17 protein-coding genes and 3 pseudogenes are annotated in these 20,282 nt (G+C 67.5%); 8 read left to right on the top strand and 12 right to left on the bottom strand.

Going from position 1 to position 20,282, the window contains the following annotated elements; genetic code table 11:
- Window position 1: 1 nt before the first annotated feature.
- The 10 genes and pseudogenes from G6N54_RS08295 to G6N54_RS08255 form a co-directional block, all read right to left on the bottom strand.
- A complete protein-coding gene (locus tag G6N54_RS08295) occupies window positions 2-265 on the bottom strand; it encodes a HypC/HybG/HupF family hydrogenase formation chaperone (protein WP_163789625.1) in 264 nt (87 codons plus the stop codon).
- Between the two features lies 1 nt (window position 266).
- Window positions 267-764, bottom strand: a complete 498-nt coding sequence (locus G6N54_RS08290; protein ID WP_163789624.1) for a hydrogenase maturation protease — start codon at window positions 762-764, stop codon at window positions 267-269.
- 17 nt (window positions 765-781) lie between these two features.
- Window positions 782-901: a DUF6893 family small protein gene (locus G6N54_RS31505; protein WP_372513163.1), complete on the bottom strand. Its 120-nt coding sequence runs from the start codon at window positions 899-901 to the stop codon at window positions 782-784.
- A complete protein-coding gene (locus G6N54_RS08285) occupies window positions 889-2,190 on the bottom strand; it encodes a hypothetical protein (protein ID WP_163789623.1) in 1,302 nt (433 codons plus the stop codon). The genes G6N54_RS31505 and G6N54_RS08285 overlap by 13 nt, the downstream gene beginning before the upstream one ends.
- Entirely contained in the window at window positions 2,187-2,828 is a 642-nt protein-coding gene (locus G6N54_RS08280; protein ID WP_163789622.1) for a DUF6084 family protein, read from the bottom strand. Before G6N54_RS08280 ends, G6N54_RS08285 begins: the two co-directional genes overlap by 4 nt.
- Window positions 2,825-3,466, bottom strand: coding sequence for a DUF5947 family protein (locus G6N54_RS08275; protein ID WP_163789621.1), 642 nt, complete (start codon window positions 3,464-3,466; stop codon window positions 2,825-2,827). Before G6N54_RS08275 ends, G6N54_RS08280 begins: the two co-directional genes overlap by 4 nt.
- Window positions 3,463-4,374: a NifU family protein gene (locus G6N54_RS08270; RefSeq protein WP_163789620.1), complete on the bottom strand. Its 912-nt coding sequence runs from the start codon at window positions 4,372-4,374 to the stop codon at window positions 3,463-3,465. Before G6N54_RS08270 ends, G6N54_RS08275 begins: the two co-directional genes overlap by 4 nt.
- 1 nt (window position 4,375) lies before the next feature.
- Window positions 4,376-6,175 (bottom strand): annotated as a pseudogene (locus G6N54_RS08265) (nickel-dependent hydrogenase large subunit).
- Between the two features lie 61 nt (window positions 6,176-6,236).
- Window positions 6,237-7,229, bottom strand: coding sequence for an NADH-quinone oxidoreductase subunit B family protein (locus G6N54_RS08260; RefSeq protein ID WP_163789619.1), 993 nt, complete (start codon window positions 7,227-7,229; stop codon window positions 6,237-6,239).
- 464 nt (window positions 7,230-7,693) lie between these two features.
- Window positions 7,694-8,029 carry a hydrogenase maturation nickel metallochaperone HypA gene (locus tag G6N54_RS08255; RefSeq protein ID WP_163789618.1) on the bottom strand — a complete coding sequence of 112 codons (336 nt, stop codon included), beginning with the start codon at window positions 8,027-8,029 and terminating at the stop codon, window positions 7,694-7,696.
- A 264-nt stretch (window positions 8,030-8,293) separates the two neighbouring features.
- Between G6N54_RS08255 and G6N54_RS08250 the strand changes: the two genes are divergently transcribed.
- Window positions 8,294-8,785, top strand: coding sequence for a Fur family transcriptional regulator (locus G6N54_RS08250; RefSeq protein WP_163789617.1), 492 nt, complete (start codon window positions 8,294-8,296; stop codon window positions 8,783-8,785).
- On the opposite strand, the pseudogene mtr reads toward G6N54_RS08250, so the two are convergent.
- Window positions 8,768-10,146 (bottom strand): annotated as a pseudogene (gene mtr, locus G6N54_RS08245) (mycothione reductase). The gene G6N54_RS08250 and the pseudogene mtr overlap by 18 nt on opposite strands.
- A gap of 4 nt (window positions 10,147-10,150) precedes the next feature.
- Window positions 10,151-11,176, bottom strand: a complete 1,026-nt coding sequence (locus G6N54_RS08240) for an alpha/beta hydrolase (RefSeq protein WP_232073510.1) — start codon at window positions 11,174-11,176, stop codon at window positions 10,151-10,153.
- A gap of 153 nt (window positions 11,177-11,329) precedes the next feature.
- Here G6N54_RS08240 and mqo point away from each other — a divergent pair, with 153 nt between their 5' ends.
- From mqo to G6N54_RS08205, 7 genes and pseudogenes are all read left to right on the top strand, one after another.
- Window positions 11,330-12,817, top strand: a complete 1,488-nt coding sequence (mqo, locus tag G6N54_RS08235; protein ID WP_163789616.1) for a malate dehydrogenase (quinone) — start codon at window positions 11,330-11,332, stop codon at window positions 12,815-12,817.
- Between the two features lie 126 nt (window positions 12,818-12,943).
- Window positions 12,944-13,414, top strand: coding sequence for a GNAT family N-acetyltransferase (locus G6N54_RS08230; RefSeq protein ID WP_163789615.1), 471 nt, complete (start codon window positions 12,944-12,946; stop codon window positions 13,412-13,414).
- Window positions 13,411-15,267 carry a magnesium chelatase subunit D family protein gene (locus tag G6N54_RS08225; RefSeq protein WP_163789614.1) on the top strand — a complete coding sequence of 619 codons (1,857 nt, stop codon included), beginning with the start codon at window positions 13,411-13,413 and terminating at the stop codon, window positions 15,265-15,267. Before G6N54_RS08230 ends, G6N54_RS08225 begins: the two co-directional genes overlap by 4 nt.
- 14 nt (window positions 15,268-15,281) lie before the next feature.
- A complete protein-coding gene (cobO, locus tag G6N54_RS08220) occupies window positions 15,282-15,896 on the top strand; it encodes a cob(I)yrinic acid a,c-diamide adenosyltransferase (protein ID WP_163789613.1) in 615 nt (204 codons plus the stop codon).
- A complete protein-coding gene (locus tag G6N54_RS08215; protein ID WP_163789612.1) occupies window positions 15,893-17,269 on the top strand; it encodes a cobyrinate a,c-diamide synthase in 1,377 nt (458 codons plus the stop codon). Before cobO ends, G6N54_RS08215 begins: the two co-directional genes overlap by 4 nt.
- A 119-nt stretch (window positions 17,270-17,388) precedes the next feature.
- Window positions 17,389-18,605: pseudogene (gene cobA, locus G6N54_RS08210) on the top strand (uroporphyrinogen-III C-methyltransferase).
- A gap of 22 nt (window positions 18,606-18,627) precedes the next feature.
- Entirely contained in the window at window positions 18,628-20,232 is a 1,605-nt protein-coding gene (locus tag G6N54_RS08205; RefSeq protein WP_163789608.1) for an MFS transporter, read from the top strand.
- Window positions 20,233-20,282: the final 50 nt, after the last annotated feature.

Below are 20,282 nucleotides of genomic sequence, written 5' to 3'. Positions count from 1 at the left end.
CTCAACCGCCCTCCGGGTGACTGGGGTCGCCGGCGCCCCTGCCCATTAGTTCGAGACCTGCCATCGCCTGCTCGGCGCCGGCCCGATCGGTCTTCTCGACCACGAAGCCCATGTGGATGATCACCCAGTCACCGCATTCGAACGTCTCTTCCGGCAACATGCCGACGTTGACCTTGCGCTGCTCGCCCGCGACCTCGACCAGGGCGAGCTGGCCCTCGTAACCGTCCAGCATCCTGATCACCTGACCGGGGATCCCCAAACACATGTCAACACTCCTCGTGCACCGGGCGGGCCGTCGGAGTCTGTAGCGCGGCGACGATCTCCTCAATGGCGTGCACCGCCCGCGGCACGGCCTTGGCGACCGGGTCGGTGAGTCCGATGCCTTCCTCGACGTTGCCCGCCTCGCACCCGACGACGACCGTGTAGGGCGGGTTGCCGCCGAGCGCTCGCAGGCTGGCGAACACCGCGGCGGGATCCATGCTGTGGCCGTCGAAACCGACTGTGGCGCTGCCGGAGTCATGGTCGGCCTGGAACACGTGCAGGGTGCCCGGGCGACCGCGGCTGGGTACCGCGTCGACGAGGACCAGCGTGTCCCAGTCCTCGAGCAGGTCGTATGCCAGGTGCATGCCGGCGATGCCGTAGTCGGTGACCCGGACGCTGGGATTGTCTTGTGGCAGCGCGGCATGACGGACCACTTCGGAACCGAATCCGTCATCGCCCAGGAAGATATTGCCGATCCCGGCCACCAGGATGCGCGCGGTCATTGCGGTGTCCGATGCGGCTACATCCGCCTCAATTTCAGGTAGCGGCGGGCGTCGGGCAGCGACACGACTCCCAGGATCACCGCGATCCCGACCACCAGGGCCATGACGGCGATGAATATCCAACCTACGACCTCCATGTCGAACTCCTTTCCTTGCTGTTGTGTTCTGCTTCCAGCGGCTCGACTTCGTCGGGAGAGAAGTACAGGTAGCGGCCGTACCAGTCGTGTAGTTCGGCGGCCGGGTCGTCCCCGACCACCACGCCGACGTGCTTGTTGCCTTCGACGTCCTCGTGCACCGACGTGACGCGGGCGGCCTTGCCGGCGACGAAGATATCCTGGGCGTCGGCGTTGCGCCGCGGGCGTAACCGGACCCGGCTGCCCCGGGCGACCCGGATCCCGTTCACCAGCACCGCGTCGATCTCGGGCCGAACGGCATTGTCGGCCAGTGGATCCCACCAGTCGACGCCCTCGGGAATCTCCGGGACCAGGCCGGCCGGAATGTCGAGCCGGTGCGGGTCGCGCAGCACGCCGTGCAGACGAGACATCGCGTCGGGCGACATCGCGTCGCACTGTTCGATGATCCGCGCGGCCCGCGGATCGGTGGCCCGCGCCTGCGCCTTCTCGTCGTCGGTCATCGTGATCACGCGCAGTGTCAGGATCTCGTCGATCTCGGTGCAGTCGTACAGCGCGGTGTTGCTCTGCTCGGCGACCTCGGGGTGGTCGTAGAGAATGATCGGCGAGATCAGCAGCACATCCTGGCTGCCGGGCGAGCCGGCCAGAACCGGGAAGCAGCGATGCTGGGCGCACCGGGTCACCGCATCGGCCGCGGCGGGCGGCGGCTCGAGCATCGAGATGAAGTGGCCGCCAATGACTTCAGCGATCAGGTGGCTGCCGATCATGGACCGCGCGATCGCGTCGTCCTTGTCCACCGCGGCGTGTCCCACGTTGTGTAGCCGTACCGAGACCCTGCGCACGGCGCCGTCGGGTTCGGCCGAGACGGTCAGCTCGCCGCGGATCTGCTTGCGCTCGCGGACCAGACGGCCACTGGCGAGTCGTTCGATTTCGGTGGCGTCCGGCGCCGACACCGGCAATGTCAACGGGAGGTCATCGAATGCGATTGGGCCGAAAGATGTTTCGCACTCGACGGCTTCGTCCCAGGTCAGCCAGGATCCGGCCGGCGTCGCGAGCTCGGCGACGGGCTCGAATCGGCCGCCGTGTTCGCGCTCGGCCCCCTCGACCAGGAACTGCGCCGCTATTCCGTCGTCTTCGCCCAGGCCGGCGTCGGCCGCGCCCGGCGGCCCCAGAACGCCGAACTGCCAGCGTGATTGGTTCTTGCTCGAGGTGCCGCGGTACGGGTAGAGCAGGTAGCCCTCGTAGAGCACCGCGTCGGCGACGGCACGGGCCCGGTCCCAGCTTGACGTGGTCATGCCGTCGTCCGCTCGGCATCCAGCAGCGAGGTGACCGCGTCATCGAGGTCGAGCATCCCGCGCGCCGACTTGTAGTTGGCCAGTGCGGCGATGGTTTCGCGACGCAGCCGCACCCAACCGGTGTTGGGGTAGTGCTGGGCGATCAGCGCCCGCCAGGCGTCGATCGGCATGTCGTAGCGGTGCTCGCGGTCCCACGGCACTTGCTGGACCGAGAAGCCCCGTTCGGATTGGACGAATATGGTTCCGCTGAACAGGAATTGCAGCGGAACCGTGCCGTCGCGCAGCGCATGCAGATACTTGGCGGCGGCGACCTCGAAGTCGTAGGTGCAATCCAGCGGCAGCGGCACCGTCGTGTGCCCGGCGAATCCGGGCACCATCGCGGTGCAGTGCTGCCAGAGGAAGCTGTGCTGGGTGCTGGCCCAGCGCTCGCGCGGCCCGAACAAGTCGATCAGCCCGGCCGCCTCGTCGTCGGAGTACGACCGTCGCGGCGGCTCGATGCGGACCTGGCAGCGCAGCGCGATGGCGTGCACCGGGTCGTCCCCGTCGGCTTTGACGCTCAAGCGGGCGGTGAGCACCGGGCTGACGGCGTACGGCTCGGGTGCGACGTCGAGGATTTCGTAGCGCACCTCGACGGTCATGACGGCGCGCCCGGGAGTGTTTCGGTGGCGCGGGCCGCGATCTTCGCGAAGAACTCGTCGATGAACTGCCGCGCTTCCTGGCCGCCGTCGAATCCGCGCCAGAGCATGCGCAGCCGGCCGACGAATTCGTAACAGGCGTCGATCGGGACGAGATAGCTTTGCGGGTGCGCGAATTCGTCACTGACCCGGACCAGCAGCGCCTCCACGTCCTCGGCGAGCAGCCCGACTCGGGAGTCGGCCGCGCGGACGGCGTTCCAGGCGTCGAGGTCGAGCTCGGACTCGCAGGCCCCGGCGGGGCCGGGGTAAAACGCCACGGTGCGCCGCAGTGCGGAATTGGTGAAGAAGAACGCGACGCCGACCGGGATCTGCAACGCATCCCAGGCGCGCCGGTCCAGCGCGAAATTCGGGAACGCCAGATATCGGTCCGGCACCGCGCGGTAGTGCAATTCGGCGTTCGTATCGGTGAACAGTAGATAGCAGGCGCGGCATACACACAGCAATTGCCGGCTGGCGACATTGACCACGTGCTGATGCTCGTCAGCGATGCGCTCCGAGCACATCTCGCAACGCTCGCCAGCCGCCTCGGGAGCCGACCGGGCGCTCGTGATGCGAGCCAGCACGTCGTAAGGGGTTGTCATGCGCCGGCTCCCATCGATTCGGCCAGTGCCACCGACGGCACCCCATCGCGAAGCAGCAGGGGCAGCGGCTCGAGGTGAGCTCCGTCGGGGCCGGCGCCCGCATGCACGATGTCGAACTGAGTGCCGCAGCGCGGGCAGCCCAGCAGCGTCTCACGCAGTTGCGCACCCGCCAGCGAGTCGTCGCATACCGGGCAATGGTCGACGTAGGCCAGTGGCAGATCGCCGACCCGGCACACCACCACCGTGGTGCCCGGCAGCAGGAATCCCGCGACGTCGCCGGGCTCCAGCTCGGCCAATTCGGGCAGCGGATGCCAGCTGGAGCCGTTCGCGTGCGTCGTCGATCCGTTCGAATGCACGTGCGTCAGCAGCGATTCCGCGGGAATCACGTTCGGCTCGGACGCGGGTTGGGCCGTGACCACCTCGATCGCCGAAATCTCGGGCGCCGCGGCACGCACCGCGTCCTCGACGGCGAGCTCCAGCGTCACCGCCGACGACGGACAGCTCTTGCAGCTGCCGGTGAACGCCAGCCGCACGGTAGGGCCATCGGCGATTTCGAGCAGGTCGACATCCCCGCCGTGCGAGCCCAGGTACGGCCGCACCCGGTCCAGCGCGTCGGACACCCGGCGATGCACGTCGTGCGGGTGCAGGCCGTGAACCAGGAGCAGACTGGCCACCAGGTCGTCGGTGGCGAGCCGCTCGGTCAAACCTGGGTCACCCAATCGCACGATCCGCTCCAGTCCGGCTCCGTAGAGCCCGACCACCTCACGGACCAGCTGCTGTGCGCGCTCGTAGGAGGCCGTGCCACCCGCCGCGCAGGAATCCAGGAGTGTCTGGATCCGATCGCCCGCAGTTCGCCACTGCGCTTCGCTTTCGGAGGCTTCTCGGGCTTGCTCCGGGCGATCCGCCATCTCACTCCCCGGCGGGTGATTGCGTTGGTGTGTGCAGTCTCTCCAGGGTCTTGCCCTTCCCCAGATACATGTGCACGCCGCATGGCAGGCAGGGGTCGAAGCTGCGCACGGTACGCATGACATCGATTCCCTTGAAGTTCTCCCGGTCGTTCTCCTCGAAAATCGGCTGCCCCTGGACCGCGTCCTCGTAGGGGCCCGGCGTACCAAAGCTGTCGCGCGGGTTGGCATTCCACGGGGTCGGCGGGTACGGGTGGTAGTTCGCGATCTTGCCGTCGCGGATCACCAGGTGGTGGCTGAGCACGCCGCGCACCGCCTCGGTGAAGCCGCAGCCGATGCCCTCGTCGGGCACCTCGAAGCGCTCCTACGTCTTGGTGCGCCCGGCGCGGATCTCCTCCAAAGCCTTCTCGGCGAAATGCAGCGCGCACGCCGCCGCGTAGGCCTGGAAGTAGGTGCGGGCCCGGTCCCGCTCGATCGTGTTGCTGCCGTACTGCGGTATCTTCCACTCGAACTCGACCGGACCCTTCAGCGCGGTCTTGGGGAGGTTGATCTTGACGCTGTTCCCGGTCGCCTTGACATAGCCGATGTCGACCAGGCCGGCCAGCGCGGTGGCCCACAACCGGGCCAGCGGGCCGCCGCCGGTGTCCAGCGCCAGGTGGTCCTTGCCGTCGAACCAGCGCGGCGACATCACCCAGCTGTACTTGCCGCCGTCTAAGTCCCGCTTCTGGGGATGCGGGTTGGTGTGCTGGTTCCACGGGTGCCGCCGGTCGATCGCGTTGCCCGGCGGATCGGTCTTGACGAACATCTCCTGGTCGGTCCAGTCGTCGTAATACGAACTGCCCAAAAGGATCCGGATGGCGAGGTTGATGTCGACCAGCGAGTGGGTGACCAGCTTGCCGTCGACCACCACACCCGGCGTCACGAACATCGCGTTACCCCAGCGCTCCATGTCCTTGTATTCGAAGTTGCACACCTCGGGATCTTGGAAGGAGCCCCAGCAACCCAGCAGCGTGCGGCGCAGCCCGACCTTCTCGTAACCGGGCAGTGCGGTGTAGAAGAAGTCGAACAGGTCGTCGTGCATGGGCACGACCTTCTTCATGAACTCGACGTAGCGCATCAGCCGGGTCATGTAGTCGGTCATCAGCTGGATGGTCGCGACCGTACCGACGCCGCCGGGGTACAGCGTGGACGGGTGCACGTGGCGACCTTCCATGAGGCAGAACATCTCCCGTGTCCAGCGGCTCACCGCGAGCGCTTCGCGGTAGAACTCGCCGCTGAACGGATTCAGCGACCGCATGATGTCGGCGATCGTCTTGTAGCCATGCGCGTCGGCGTGCGGTGCGGCGGTCTTCTCCGCCTGGGCCAGCACGCTCGGGTTGGTCTCGGCGACCATCTTCTCGCAGAAGTCGACGCCGACCAGGTTCTCCTGGAAGATGTTGTGGTCGAACATGTATTCCGCGGCCTCACCCAGGTTGACGATCCACTCGCCCAGATGTGGAGGCTTGACGCCGTAGGCCATGTTCTGCGCGTAGCAGGAGCAGGTGGCGTGGTTGTCGCCGCAGATGCCGCAGATTCGGCTGGTGATGAAGTGGGCGTCGCGGGGGTCCTTACCCTTCATGAAGATCGAGTAGCCGCGGAAGATCGACGATGTGCTGTGACACTCGACGACTTCCTTGTTCTCGAAATCGATCTTGGTGTAAATACCGAGGCTGCCAACGATTCTGGTGATCGGGTCCCACGCCATCTCGACGAGCTGGCCTGGTTCCTTCTTTTCCTCCGTCGGCTTGGGAATGATGGTTGTCATCGCATTACTGCTCTCTGCCCCAAGGGCTAAGTCGTGATGTGTGAGCGAAGCGCGCCGCTACCTACCAGGTGCGGCGGGCCCCGGTGACGAGCTCGGTGCCCTTGTGGCGCCAGCGCGGTTCCTTGTCGACGGTTCGGGCCGTGATACCCCTCAAACTACGAATCACGCTCCCGTACAACCCTGACGCGGTGCTGGAGAGCTTGCCGCCCGGCGGCTCGTCCATGAAGGGCATGAACTTGTCGGGGAATCCCGGCATCGTGCACCCGATGCAGATCCCGCCGACGTTCGGGCACCCACCGATTCCGTTGATCCACCCGCGCTTGGGCACGTTGCATTTCACGACCGGGCCCCAACAGCCAAGTTTGACAATGGATTTCGGCGAGCCGTACTCGGTGGCGAAATCACCCTGCTCGTAATAGCCGGCGCGATCGCAGCCTTCGTGCACAGTGTTGCCGAATAGCCACTTGGGACGCAACGCGTCGTCGAGCGGGATCATCGGCGCCTGGCCGGTCGCCATGTACAGCAGGTAGGTCAGCGTCTCGGACAGGTTGTCCGGGTGGATCGGGCAGCCGGGCACACAGACGATCGGGATGCCGGCCATCGCGTGGATGCCGCCGTAGGTGGCGCAGGTCCCGACCGCGACGACCGCGGTGGCCTTGGGTGTCAGCCGGTCGAGCCATTCGCTGGTGGTCATCGGCTGGCCGGTCGCCGGGTCGTTGCCGAACCCGCACCAATATCCTTCGTCTTTGATCTTCTCGTTGGGAATGGATCCCTCGACGACGAGCACGAACGGTTCCAACTCACCGCGGTCGGCCCTGAAGAACCATTCGAGGAAGTCGTCCGCGCCTCCGTTGGGCCCGCACTCGAAGTCGATCAAGGGCCAGTGCACGGCGACCTTGGGGAGACCGGGAAGAGCTCCGAGAGCGATCTCCTCGACGCTGGGCTGGGTGGCGGCAGTCAACGCCACCGAGTCACCGTCACAACTGAGGCCCGAGTTGATCCACAGAACATGGATCAACGTTTCTTCTGCTTTGACTGCTGCTTCCGTTGGCATGCTGCAGCTTTCCGGGGCCGGGCTGGGGCCCCTGCGCCGCCGGAGTCGACCGTCGGCCCACTTGCGCAGCGCTGGTTTTGGGTCTACTCCCGCCCTCCGGGGTTGTCAACGTTTCTCCCTTGACCGGCAGTAAAACAAACATTCTCCCTGCCGGCACGTTGACCTATTTACGCTGTGCGGCAAGAGCTTTCGAGATGTCGACGACAACCCCGCCAAGCTTTGAGTTTGGCTAAGTACTACGAGGTGGAGTAGGCCCGGCCCACCATGGGCAACGGTATTGTCTTGCAAATGATCTGCAAGACGGTCCCGCGGTTCGGTCCACGACGCTTTCGGCGAATCGTTTCAGCCAACCGAGCCAGGTGCCCATGCCGGCGCCGGTGCGCGCACTGCCGATGAAACCTACCCATACTCAACATCTTTCGATGTGGCGCCGCACGACGCCTAGCAGCTCCGAGGCCCCCTATTCACGAGACGTCCAGCGACGTCACCAGGAACTCGTTGCCGTGCAGTACCTCGACGTCGGAGCTGTCGCAGCGCGGACACCAAATCGACCAGGCCGAGGTGATCTCCGAGTCCCGGCCGCAGGCGCGGCAGCGCACCTCGGCGCCGATGCACTCGAGTTCCAGCTCGGCGTCGGGCATGTTCTCCGATTCCCGAACCAGGGTCCAGCAGAACGACAACGAATCGGGAACCACCTGGCGAAGCGCGCCGATGCGGACCCGGACCACGTCGACGTGCCGCCCGTCAGCGTGTGTCTTGACCAGGCCGGCGATCGCCTCGCACAGCGAAAGCTCATGCATCGCCGGTCACCGGCGTCGGGCGTGGGCCCATGAATTCGTTTCTACACCCGCGCGGCCGCGACGAATACCCGTGGAACCGGGTTAGGGCGTGCTCTCGGGAGTCGGGAAGCTCAATCTGGTCCGTGGCACCCGGAACACAGTACTGGCCATCGCCTAGACCTTAAGTTCCGGCGCGAACTGGATGCAAGTGATTCGCAGGACGGCCTACCCGCTGGGTGACGGACGCGACTGGCAATCCGGGATGTCCGGCGCAAGACTGAGTGGGTGACGTCCAATCCGTCGGCCCTCGACCCCGCGGTCACCGAACGCATCGGCGACTTCCTGCGCTCCCGCGGATTGCGCAGGATGACGTCGCGGATTCAGGTGCTGGCGGTGCTCGAACCCGTCAGTGGACATCTGTCCGTCGCGGAGATCCACCAGCGGGTACGGGACACGCTGCCCGTCGGCGGTCAGCCACCCGACGTGGCCACCATCTACCGCACGGTGACCACCCTGGTTGAACAGGGGGTGCTGCACGCGCTGACCCTCGACGGCGGCGTCACGACCTACGGGCTGGCCACCGCCCCGCATCACCACGCGGTCTGCACGCGGTGCGGCGCGATCATCGAAGTGCCCGCGCGGCAGCTCAGCTCCGCGCTCGAACACGCGATGGAGGGCAGTGCGTTCGCCCTGTCGGAGCGGGCCGGTCTGACGTTGCGTGGACTTTGCCCGCAGTGCCAGGCCGGCGAGCCCGCCGCCTCAGCGCAGGCCCAGTAGCGCGTTCTCCACCACTTCGGGCAGTGCCGGATGGATCCAGTACTGCCCGCGGGCCATCTCCGGGGCGGTCAGCCCGAAGCTCATCGCCTGGATCAGCGGCTGGATGATCGACGAGGCCTGATGCCCCATGATGTGCGCCCCCAGCAGGCGCCCGCTCTCGCGTTCGGCGATGAGCTTCACGATCCCGGTGGTGTCCTCCATCGCCCAGCCGTAGGCGACGTCGCCGTAGTCCTGCACCTTCACCCAAACCTTGAAACCCTGTGCGATGGCTTCGTTCTCGGTGAGCCCGACGGAGGCGATCTGGGGATCGGTGAACACCGCGGACGGCACGTAACGATGGTCGGTGACGGTCATCGCCGCGGTGTCGTCCCAGTCGCAGAGCAGATTGTGCTGCACCACCCGCGCCTCGTGGTTGGCGACGTGCTTGAGCTGATACTTCGACGAGACGTCGCCGAGCGCGAAAACCCCACGCGCCGTGGTGCGCTGGTACTCGTCGACAACCACCAGGCCGTCCTCGACGGCGATACCGGCCTGCTCGAGGTCGAGCTGATCGGCGTTGGAGACCCGGCCGGTCGCGACCAGCAGGGCGTCGGCGTCGATGGTGTGACCGTTGTCGAGTCGCACCGCGATGCCCGAGCCCCGGTTCTCGGCGCTCATCACATTACAGTGGGTGTGCAGTTCCCATTTGTTGGACGCGATGCGGGTGAAGCGTTTGCACAGGGTGTCGTCGCAGTGCCGCAGCAGGGCAGAGCCCCGGACCACCAGCGTGACCCGCGAGCCCAGCGCGGAGAAGATATGGGCGAATTCGGTCGACACGAAACCACCCCCGACGATCACCAGATGCTCTGGGAATTCCGAGATTCGCATGATCGTGTCGCTAGTGTAGTACCGGGCGCCGCACTCGAGGATCGCCGGGGGAATGATCGCCCGTGCCCCCGCGGCGATCACCACCTGATCGGCGGTGAACTCGTCGCCGGCGTCGGTGCGCAGCAGGTAGCGCCCGTGGGACTGGACCGGACCGAATCGGGTGTGCTGCTTGTACACATCGATGTTGGGTTCGGAGTTGCGGTGTCCTCGCCGCCAACGCCGATCGGATCGATGCGCCCGAAGACGCGCGAGACGATGTCGTCCCAGCGCACCCGATCGATGTGCGCGTCGACGCCGTAGCGCGACGCCTCCCGGATCGATTGGGCGACCTCGGCGGCGTAGACGAACATCTTGGTCGGGATGCATCCGACGTTCAGGCAGGTCCCACCGAAGGTGCCCTGCTCGCAGATCGCCACTCGCTTGGCGTTGAAGCGGTCGTCGAGAATGGTATTGCCCGAACCGGTTCCGATGATCGCGATGTCGTAGGTCTCCACTCCGTCACCCCTTTCCGAACGATGCCGAGGCGTCGGTGTTCGTGGTGCGCAGGTAGCCGTCCAGCCACAGATCCAGTTCCCGGTAGGCGACCGCACGCGGCTCCTCCAGCGACAGGAACACGTCGTGCTTGGCATCGATCACCGGGACGACTGCGCTGCGATTCCCGATACAGCCGGCCCACCTTGCGATCTGGGTGACGTCGAGGACCGCGTCGCCGCGTTGCATGTCGATCGGATTTTCGGTTTCGGTCACGCTGTGGTCCGAGCGCAGGATCAGGTTCGGCATCCCGACGTCGAGGCCGCGGTGCAGCCGGGCCTGGCCGCGGCGCACGGCGTTCAGCCAGCCCGCGGTGATCGGGAAGCCGCCCAACGGTTTCCATTCCAGGTTGTAGTCGAACTCGCCGTCGTAGTCGCGGTGCAGCGAGGTGCCGTATCCGCCCTTGCGGGTGCCGCGCAACACGACCTTGGACCGCACCCGCGACAGGCCGGCGATCATCGCCGACGTCATTCCCAGGCGCAGCACCGCCGGGCCATGCAGATCCAGGAACGGGCTATTCAGGACCAAGCCGCCGATGCCCGCGTGCGCCATGGCGTTTCGCCGTCGCAACCGATCCAGCCACAGCGGCACGATCAGGCCGCCGGCGGAATGGCCGTACATCAGGACCCGGACGTCGTGCGCCGCCTCGCGGATGACGGCCAGGGCGCGTTCGAGTTCGGTGTCGTACTGCGCGAGATCGGTGATGAAGTGCGGGGTCTGGCCGTCGCGCCGCGACCGGCCGCACTTCTGCAGGTCCAACGCGTAGAAGGTGAAACCGCGGTTGGCGAAGTGATCGGCCAGCGCGGTGTTGAAGAAATAGTCGGTGTAACCGTGCACCGTCAGCACCGCGTGTTCGAGACCGCCGGCCGCACTGGCTTCGGGGCCACGCCGGATCAGGGTTGCGACGATGTCGCCCTCGCCGGCGGGATCGGGTCCCAGTGCGATGGTGTACTGCCAGTAGCCAGGCAGGACATCGGGCACCCAGCCAGTCACCAGGTCAGCTTAGCGTGACGCACCTTTTGCTGATCGCCGCTGCTTCAGGTCGGTGCGGTCGCGCCGGTCGGGATAGCCTGAATAACCGGCCCGGAAAAGACGCAGAAGGGCCAAGTAGGAACCCGGTAAGGACCAGAAAGGGCCGGCATTTCGGTGTCAGACACAACGGCGCGCACCGACGTCGTGCTGGTCGGCGCCGGCATCATGAGCGCCACCCTGGCCGCACTGCTGCGGCGGCTGGAGCCGGACTGGTCGATCACCGTGATCGAGCGCCTCGACGCCGTCGCCGCCGAAAGCAGCAGCCCCTGGAACAACGCCGGCACCGGGCACGCCGGGCTATGCGAGATGAATTACACCCCGGAGCGCCCCGGCTCGCAGGGTTCGATCGACATCGCCAAGGCGGTGTCGATCAACGAGCAATTCCAGGTGACCCGCCAGTTCTGGGCCTATGCGGTCGAGAACGGCATCCTCACCGATCGACGGTTCCTCAACCCCGTCCCGCACGTCAGCTTCGTGCACGGCGCGCAGCGGGTCGACTATCTGCGGCGGCGCCAGCAGGCGCTGGCACCCAACCCGCTGTTCGCCGGAACGGAATTGATCGACGACCCGGACGAATTCGCCCGCCGGCTGCCGTTCATGGCCGCCGAACGCGACTTCGCCGAGCCGGTCGCGCTCAACTGGGCCCCCGACGGCACCGACGTCGACTTCGGTTCGCTGACCAAGCAACTGATCGGCTACTGCGTGCAGGGTGGTGCCACCGCGCTGTTCGGTCACGAGGTCCGCAACCTGACCCGGGCATCCGACGGCGGCTGGACGCTACGGATCGCGAATCGCCGCACCGGCGAAAAACGCAAGCTGAATGCAAAATTCGTGCTCGTCGGCGCCGGCGGTGACGCGCTGCCGTTGCTGCAGAAATCCGGCATCGACGAGGTCAAGGGTTTCGCCGGCTTCCCGATCGGCGGGCGGTTCCTGCGCACCGACAACCCCGACCTGATCGCCGCGCACCGGGCCAAGGTCTACGGCACCCCCGCGCCGGGGGCACCGCCGCTGGGGGCGCTGCATCTGGACCTGCGGTTCGTCGACGGCAAGTCGTGGCTGGTCTTCGGGCCGTATGCCGGCTGGTCGCCTAAATTCTTGAAGCATGGTCACCTCAGCGACTTGCCCCGATCGGTCAGGCGGGACAACGTGGTGTCGATGCTGGGGGTCGGCATCACCGAGATGACGCTGCTCGATTACCTGATCCGTCAACTGCGACTCAGCGAACGCGACCGGATGCAGGCGCTGCACGAATTCGCGCCCGCTGCCCGGCCTTCGGACTGGCAGCTGACGGTGGCCGGTCAGCGGGTGCAGGTGATCCGGCGGGCCAAGGGAAAGGGCGGAGCGCTCGAATTCGGCACCACCGTCCTGTGCGCTGGCGACGGCAGCATCGCCGGATTGCTCGGTGGTTCGCCCGGCGCCTCGACTGCCGTGCCGATCATGCTCGACGTGCTGGCGAGTTGCTTTGCCGACCGCTACCAGTCCTGGCTGCCCACGCTCAAAGAGATGGTGCCCTCGTTGGGAACCCAGCTATCGACCGAACCGGCGCTCTACGACGAGGTGAGAACGTGGAGCGCCAAGGTATTACAGTTGAACGCCTCATGAACCGGGCCGGGCAGCGATGCGAACAGTGATCAGCAGGAAGCGGCGCCCAATAGCGTGCGACGTCGACGATCCAGTGCGGGTACCGCCCGTGTGCGGGGGACGAAGCGATGAGGAGGAGCGGCGCCCATGACCGAAGCGCTAAGCCGCATCTGGGCCAAAGACCTTGACGCGCAAACTCTTTACGAGTTGCTCAAGCTGCGTGTCGAGGTATTCGTCGTCGAGCAGGCCATCCCTTATCCGGAGCTGGACGGGCGCGATTTGCTCGCCGAGACCCGGCACTTCTGGCTGGAAACGCATGACGGCGAGGTGATCTCCACGCTGCGGCTGATGGAGGAGCATGCCGGGGGCGAGAAGGTGTTCCGGATCGGGCGGCTGTGCACCAAACGGGCCGTCCGCGGGCAGGGCCAAACCAACCGGCTGTTGCGGGCGGCGCTCGCCGAGGTCGGCGACTATCCGTGCCGGATCAACGCGCAGACCTATCTGGCCGAGATGTACGCGCAGCACGGTTTTGTCCGCGAGGGCGACGACTTCCTGGACGACGGCGTTCCGCACGTCCCGATGCTGCGGCCCGGCTCCGGCGTCACGGCGAAGCCGTGAAGCCCTATCCGTTCAGCGCGATCGTCGGTCACGATCAGTTGCGGCTGGCGCTGCTGCTGTGTGCGGTGCGCCCGGAAATCGGTGGCGCGCTGATCCGCGGCGAGAAGGGCACCGCCAAGTCGACGGCCGTCCGCGGCTTGGCCGCGCTGCTGTCGGCGGCGACCGGAAGTAACGGCGACGGATCGGGCCTCGTCGAAATGCCGCTCGGCGCAACCGAAGACCGGGTGATCGGCTCGCTGGATCTGCAGCGAGTGTTGCGCGACGGCGAGCATGCTTTTTCGCCCGGATTGCTCGCGCGTGCCCACGGCGGCGTGTTGTACGTCGACGAGGTCAACCTGCTGCACGATCACCTGGTCGACGTGCTGCTCGACGCCGCCGCGATGGGGAGGGTGCACATCGAGCGCGATGGCATCTCGCATTCGCATGAGGCCCGGTTCGTCCTGATCGGCACGATGAATCCGGAGGAAGGCGAACTGCGCCCGCAGCTGCTCGACCGGTTCGGTCTGACGGTCGATGTGCATGCCTCGCGTGACGTCGACGTACGGGTGGAGGTGATCCGGCAGCGGATGGCCTACGAGGCCGACCCGGACGGGTTCGCCACGCGTTATGCCGCCGCCGACGCTGAGCTGGCCCAGCGGATCGCGGCGGCGCGCGCGCTCGTCGACGATGTGGTGTTGCCGGACGATGAGTTACGGCGCATCGCGGCATTGTGTGCAGCGTTCGACGTCGACGGGATGCGAGCCGACCTGGTGGTGGCCCGCACCGCGGTCGCCCACGCCGCGTGGCGGGATGCGCTCACGGTTGAGGAGCGCGACATTCGGGTGGCGGCCGAACTGGCGCTGCCGCATCGGCGCCGCCGCGACCCATTCGACGACCCGGGTATCGACCGCGAGCAGCTGGATCAGGCGCTGGAGCGGGCGGGCAACGAGCCCGAGCCCGATCCGCCCGGCGGCGGCCAGCCGGATCCGCCCGGCGGCGGTCAGTCCGTCAACGATGCTGCCTCACAACAGGATTCACCTCCTGCTGCGAAGATGCGCCCGCCTGCGACGCGACCCAGCGCCCCGCCGTCGAAAACCTTTCGCACCCGGGCGCTGACGGTGCCCGGCGTCGGCGAAGGAGCGCCCGGACGACGCTCGCGAGCCCGCAACCGCGCCGGAAGTGTGGTGGCCGCCGCCGACGTCAACGATCCCGCGGCGCACGGACTGCACCTGTTCGCCACCCTGCTGTCGGCCGCCGAGCGCGCCGGGGCCGGGCCGCTGCGCCCGTGCCCCGACGACATGCGCCGCGCGGTCCGCGAGGGACGCGAAGGCAACCTGGTGATCTTCGTGGTGGACGCGTCCGGGTCGATGGCCGCCCGCGACCGGATGGCCGCGGTCAGCGGTGCCACCCTGTCGCTGCTGCGCGACGCCTATCAACGGCGCGACAAGGTCGCGGTGATCACCTTCCGGCAGCAGCAAGCGCGGTTGTTGCTGCCGCCGACGTCGTCTGCGCACATCGCGGCCCGGCGGTTGGCCCGGTTCGACACCGGCGGCAAGACCCCGCTGGCCGAGGGCCTGCTGGCCGCGCGCGAGCTGATCGTCCGGGAACGGGCACGCGACCGGGCGCGGCGTCCGCTGGTGGTGGTGCTCACCGACGGCCGGGCCACCGCGGGCCCGGACCCGTTGGGCCGCAGCCGAATCGCGGCGTCGCGACTGGTCGCCGAGGGCGCCGCTGCGGTGGTGGTGGACTGCGAAACGTCCTATGTACGACTGGGATTGGCCGCGCAGCTGGCCGGCCAACTCGGCGCACCGGCCGTGCGGCTGGAGCAACTGCACGCCGACCATCTGACGCGAGCCGTCCGCAGCGTGGCCTGATCGAGGAGACGCCGATGCCGCAGGGAACCCCAGTACAGATTCCGGACGACGGACTGAGCACCCGGGCCCGGCGCAACCTGCCGCTGCTGGCGGTGCACACCGGCGACGGCAAGGGGAAGTCGACGGCCGCGTTCGGAATGGCGTTGCGCGCGTGGAACGCGGGCCTGGACGTCGCGGTGTTTCAGTTCGTCAAGAGCGCGAAGTGGAAGGTGGGGGAGGAAGCCGTCTTTCGCCGGCTCGGCGAGCTGCACGACGAACACGGCGTCGGGGGCGCGGTCGAATGGCACAAGATGGGCAGCGGCTGGTCCTGGTCGCGTAAATCCGGCAGCGAGGACGATCACGCGGCCGCGGCCGCCGACGGCTGGGCGGAGATCTCGCGCCGGCTCGCCGAGCAGCGTCACGACTTCTATGTGCTCGACGAGTTCACCTACCCGCTGAAGTGGGGCTGGGTCGACGCCGACGAGGTGGTGGAGGTGTTGGCGGCCCGGCCCGGTCATCAGCACATGGTGATCACCGGACGCGCCGCCCCGCCGCGGCTGGTCGAGGCCGCCGACCTGGTCACCGAGATGGCCAAGGTCAAGCATCCGATGGATGCGGGGCGCAAGGGCCAGAAGGGCATCGAGTGGTGAATGCCCCCGCGGTCGTCGTCGCCGCGCCCGCCTCGGGCAGCGGAAAGACCACGATCGCAACGGGTTTGATCGGCGCGTTGCGCCAGGCGGGGCATACCGTCGCGCCGTTCAAGGTGGGCCCGGACTTCATCGACCCCGGCTATCACGGGCTGGCCGCGGGCCGGCCCGGACGCAACCTCGATCCGGTGATGGTGGGCGAAGCGCTCGTCGGTCCCCTCTACGCGCACGGCGCCGCCGGTGCAGACATCGCGGTGATCGAGGGTGTGATGGGACTGTTCGACGGGCGGATCGGGCCCGAAGCGTCGTCCCCGCCACCGGGGTCCACCGCCCACGTCGCCGCCCTGGTGGGCGCGCCGGTGATCCTGGTGGTCGATGCGCGCGGTCAAAGTCACAGCATTGCCGCACTCCTGCACGGCTTTTCGACGTTCGACACGGCAACCCGGATCGCCGGCGTGATTCTCAACCGGGTGGGATCGGCCCGGCACGAGCAGGTGCTGCGACAGGCTTGCGAGCATACCGGCGTCCCGGTGCTGGGCGCTATTCCGCGGGCCGCCGAATTAGAGCTGCCGACAAGGTATTTGGGCCTGGTCACCGCGGTCGAATACGGACGGCGGGCCCGGCTGGCGGTCGAGGCGATGACCGCCCTGGTCGCGCGGCACGTCGACCTGGCCGCTGTGCTGGCGGTGGCACGAAGCGGCGTCAACGTCGCGCCGTGGGATCCGATGGAAGCGGTGGGGGAAACGGCGGGTCGTGCCACGGTCGCGATGGCGGCCGGCAAGGCCTTCAGCTTCGGCTATGCCGAACACGCCGAGTTGCTGCGTGCCGCCGGGGCCGAGGTGGTCGAGTTCGACCCGCTGGCCGACGTGTTGCCCGATCGTACCGACGCGGTGCTGCTGCCCGGCGGCTTCCCCGAACAGTTCACCGCCGATCTGTCCGCCAATGATGTGGTGCGACAACAGATTCACGACTTAGCGGCGGGGCGTGCGCCGGTGCATGCCGAGTGCGCGGGCCTGATCTATCTGGCTTCCGAACTCGACGGGTACCCGATGTGCGGGGTGTTGGGCGGATCGGCGCGGTTCACCCCACGGCTGAAGTTGGCGTATCGCGACGCGGTCGCGGTGGCCGACTCGGCGTTGTATCCCGCCGGGGCACGGGTGGTCGGACACGAATTCCACCGGACCGTGATCACCTTCACCGAGAGCTACCAACCCGCCTGGGTCTACCGGGGCGCCGACCACGATGCGGCGCCGATGCGCGACGGCGTCGTGCACAACGGCGTGCACGCGTCGTATCTACACACGCACCCCGCCGCCGTCCCGGATGCGGTGGCGCGCTTCGTGGCGCGAGCGGCGCGCTCGCCGGGCCCGGCATGATCGCCGTGCCGAGGGCTCGCGAGCCTAACCCCTCTGCGAAAAATCGAACGGAAAGTCACAGCGCGGCTAGACTCGCGTCGCGGAAGGGGCGCGTGGGTGGGGACTACTAGGCTTGCCGGGTGACCGAGAGCCCCTACCTCGTCGGATTGCGGCTGACCGGCAAGAAGGTCGTCGTGGTAGGCGGAGGCTCGGTCGCCCAGCGCCGGCTGCCGCTGCTGATCTCCAGCGGCGCCGACGTCCACGTGATCACCCGCACCGCCACGCCCGCCGTCGAGGCGATGAGCGGAATCACCTTGACGGTGCGCGAATACCGCGACGGTGACCTCGACGGAGCCTGGTACGCGATCGCGGCCACCAACGACGCCGCGGTCAACGAGGCCGTCGTCGCCGAGGCCGACAGTCGTCAGGTCTTCTGCGTGCGCGCCGACATCGCCATCGAGGGCACCGCGGTGACCCCGGCGTCGTTCGAGTACGCCGGGCTGTCGGTCGGGGTGCTGGCCGGCGGTGAGCACCGCAGGTCGGCGGCGATCCGGTCGGCTATCCGCGAGGCGCTGCAGCAGGGGCTGATCACACCGGAAAGCCCGGTGAGTTCCGATGTGGTGCGCGGCGGGGTCGCGCTGATCGGCGGCGGTCCCGGCGACCCCGAGCTGATCACCGTCCGTGGCCGCCGGCTGCTCGCCCAGGCCGACGTCGTGGTCGCCGATCGCCTGGCCCCGCCCGAACTGCTCGCCGAGCTGGCGCCGCATGTCGAGGTCATCGACGCCGCCAAGATCCCGTACGGCCGCGCGATGGCCCAGGACGCGATCAACGACGTCATGATCGAGCGGGCCCGCGCCGGACGCTTCGTGGTTCGCCTCAAGGGCGGCGACCCGTTCGTGTTCGCCCGCGGTTATGAGGAAGTGATCGCGTGCGCCGACGCCGGCATTCCGGTCACCGTGGTCCCCGGTGTGACGAGCGCCATAGCGGTGCCCGCACTGGCCGGTGTTCCGGTCACTCATCGGGCGGTAAATCACGAGTTCGTGGTGGTCAGCGGCCACCTGGCACCCGGGCATCCCGAATCGTTAGTGAATTGGAATGCACTGGCCTCATTGTCGGGCACGATCGTTTTGCTGATGGCCGTCGAACGCATCGAGCTGTTCGTCGACGAACTGCTAAAAGGCGGCCGACCTGCGGATACGCCGGTATTGGTGGTTCAGCACGGGACGACGCCGGCGCAACATACGTTGCGTGCCACGCTTGCCGACACGCCGCAGAAGGTTCGGGCGGAGGGGATCAGACCTCCCGCGATCATCGTGATCGGGCCCGTGGCGGCATTCGCGGTTTAAACGATTCTTAAGATTACTGTAAGGTAACCCGTTATGACGGCCCTCAACGAGACCGAGCGCGCGGCCCGGAATTGGACCGCCGCGCGCGCCGATCGTCCGGCATCGGAGCGCACCGAGCGCCCGTCTGAGACTGCTTCCGCGACCGCCGCCACCCGCACTAGCAGGTATTACCCGGCCTGGTTGCCGTCGCGCCGCTTCATCGCGGCCGTGATCGCCATCGGTGGTATGCAGCTGCTGGCAACGATGGACAGCACCGTCGCGATCGTCGCGCTTCCTAAGATTCAAAACGAGTTGAGCCTCTCCGATGCCGGCCGTAGCTGGGTGATCACCGCCTACGTGCTCACCTTCGGCGGGCTGATGCTGCTGGGCGGGCGCCTCGGCGACACCATTGGGCGCAAACGCACCTTCATCGTCGGCGTCACGCTGTTCACGATCTCCTCGGTGCTGTGCGCGGTGGCCTGGGACGAGGTGACGCTGGTCATCGCCCGGCTGTCGCAGGGTGTCGGCTCGGCCATCGCGTCGCCGACCGGTCTGGCCCTGGTCGCCACGACGTTCGCCAAGGGTCCGGCGCGCAACGCGGCCACGGCGGTGTTCGCCGCGATGACCGCGATCGGTTCGGTGATGGGTCTGGTCGTCGGCGGCGCGCTGACCGAGTGGTCGTGGCGGCTCGCGTTCCTGGTCAACGTGCCGATCGGGCTGGTGATGATCTACCTGGCCCGCACCGCGCTGCGCGAGACCAACCGGGAACGGATGAAGCTCGACGCCACCGGGGCCATGCTGGCCACTCTGGCCTGCACCGCCGCGGTTTTCGCCTTCTCGATGGGCCCGGAAAAGGGCTGGATGTCGGCGATCACCCTCGGTTCGGGCGCGGTGGCCGTGGCCGCCGCGATCGCGTTCGCGATCGTGGAGCGCACCGCCGAAAATCCCGTCGTGCCGTTCCAGCTGTTCCGCGACCGCAACCGCCTGGTCACGTTCGCCGCGATCCTGCTGGCCGGCGGCGTGATGTTCAGCCTCACCGTCTGCATCGGCCTGTACGTCCAGGACATCCTGGGCTACAGCGCGCTGCGCGCCGGCGTCGGATTCATCCCGTTCGTCATCGCGATGGGAATCGGCCTCGGCATCTCCTCGCAACTGGTGTCGCGGTTCTCGCCGCGGGTGCTGACGATCGGCGGCGGGTGGCTGCTGCTGCTCGCGATGATCTACGGCTGGGCATTCATGCACCGCGGGGTGCCCTACTTCCCGAACCTGGTGCTGCCGATCGTCGTCGGCGGAATCGGCATCGGCATGGTCGTCGTCCCGCTCACGCTCGCCGCGATCGCGGGGGTCGGGTTCGACCAGATCGGTCCGGTGTCGGCCATGACGCTGATGCTGCAGAGCCTGGGCGGGCCGCTGGTGCTGGCCGTGATCCAGGCCGTCATCACCTCGCGCACGCTGTACCTGGGCGGCACCACCGGCCCGGTGAAGGTGATGAACGACGCGCAATTGCAGGCGCTCGACCACGGCTACACCTACGGACTGCTGTGGGTGGCCGGAACGGCCGTCATCGTCGGCGCCGCCGCCCTGTTCATCGGGTACACCCCGGAACAGGTCGCGCACGCCCAAGAGGTCAAGGAAGCCATCGACGCCGGCGAGCTGTAGCTCCCGGCGGCGGTCGCATCGCACCGAGCCTGTAGTTCTGCAGGCCTGTA

The sequence above is a fragment of the Mycobacterium stomatepiae genome (assembly GCF_010731715.1).
Taxonomy (GTDB): domain Bacteria; phylum Actinomycetota; class Actinomycetes; order Mycobacteriales; family Mycobacteriaceae; genus Mycobacterium; species Mycobacterium stomatepiae.
Note: the sequence above shows the minus strand (reverse complement) of the source record. Positions and strands in the feature narration are given on the sequence as shown.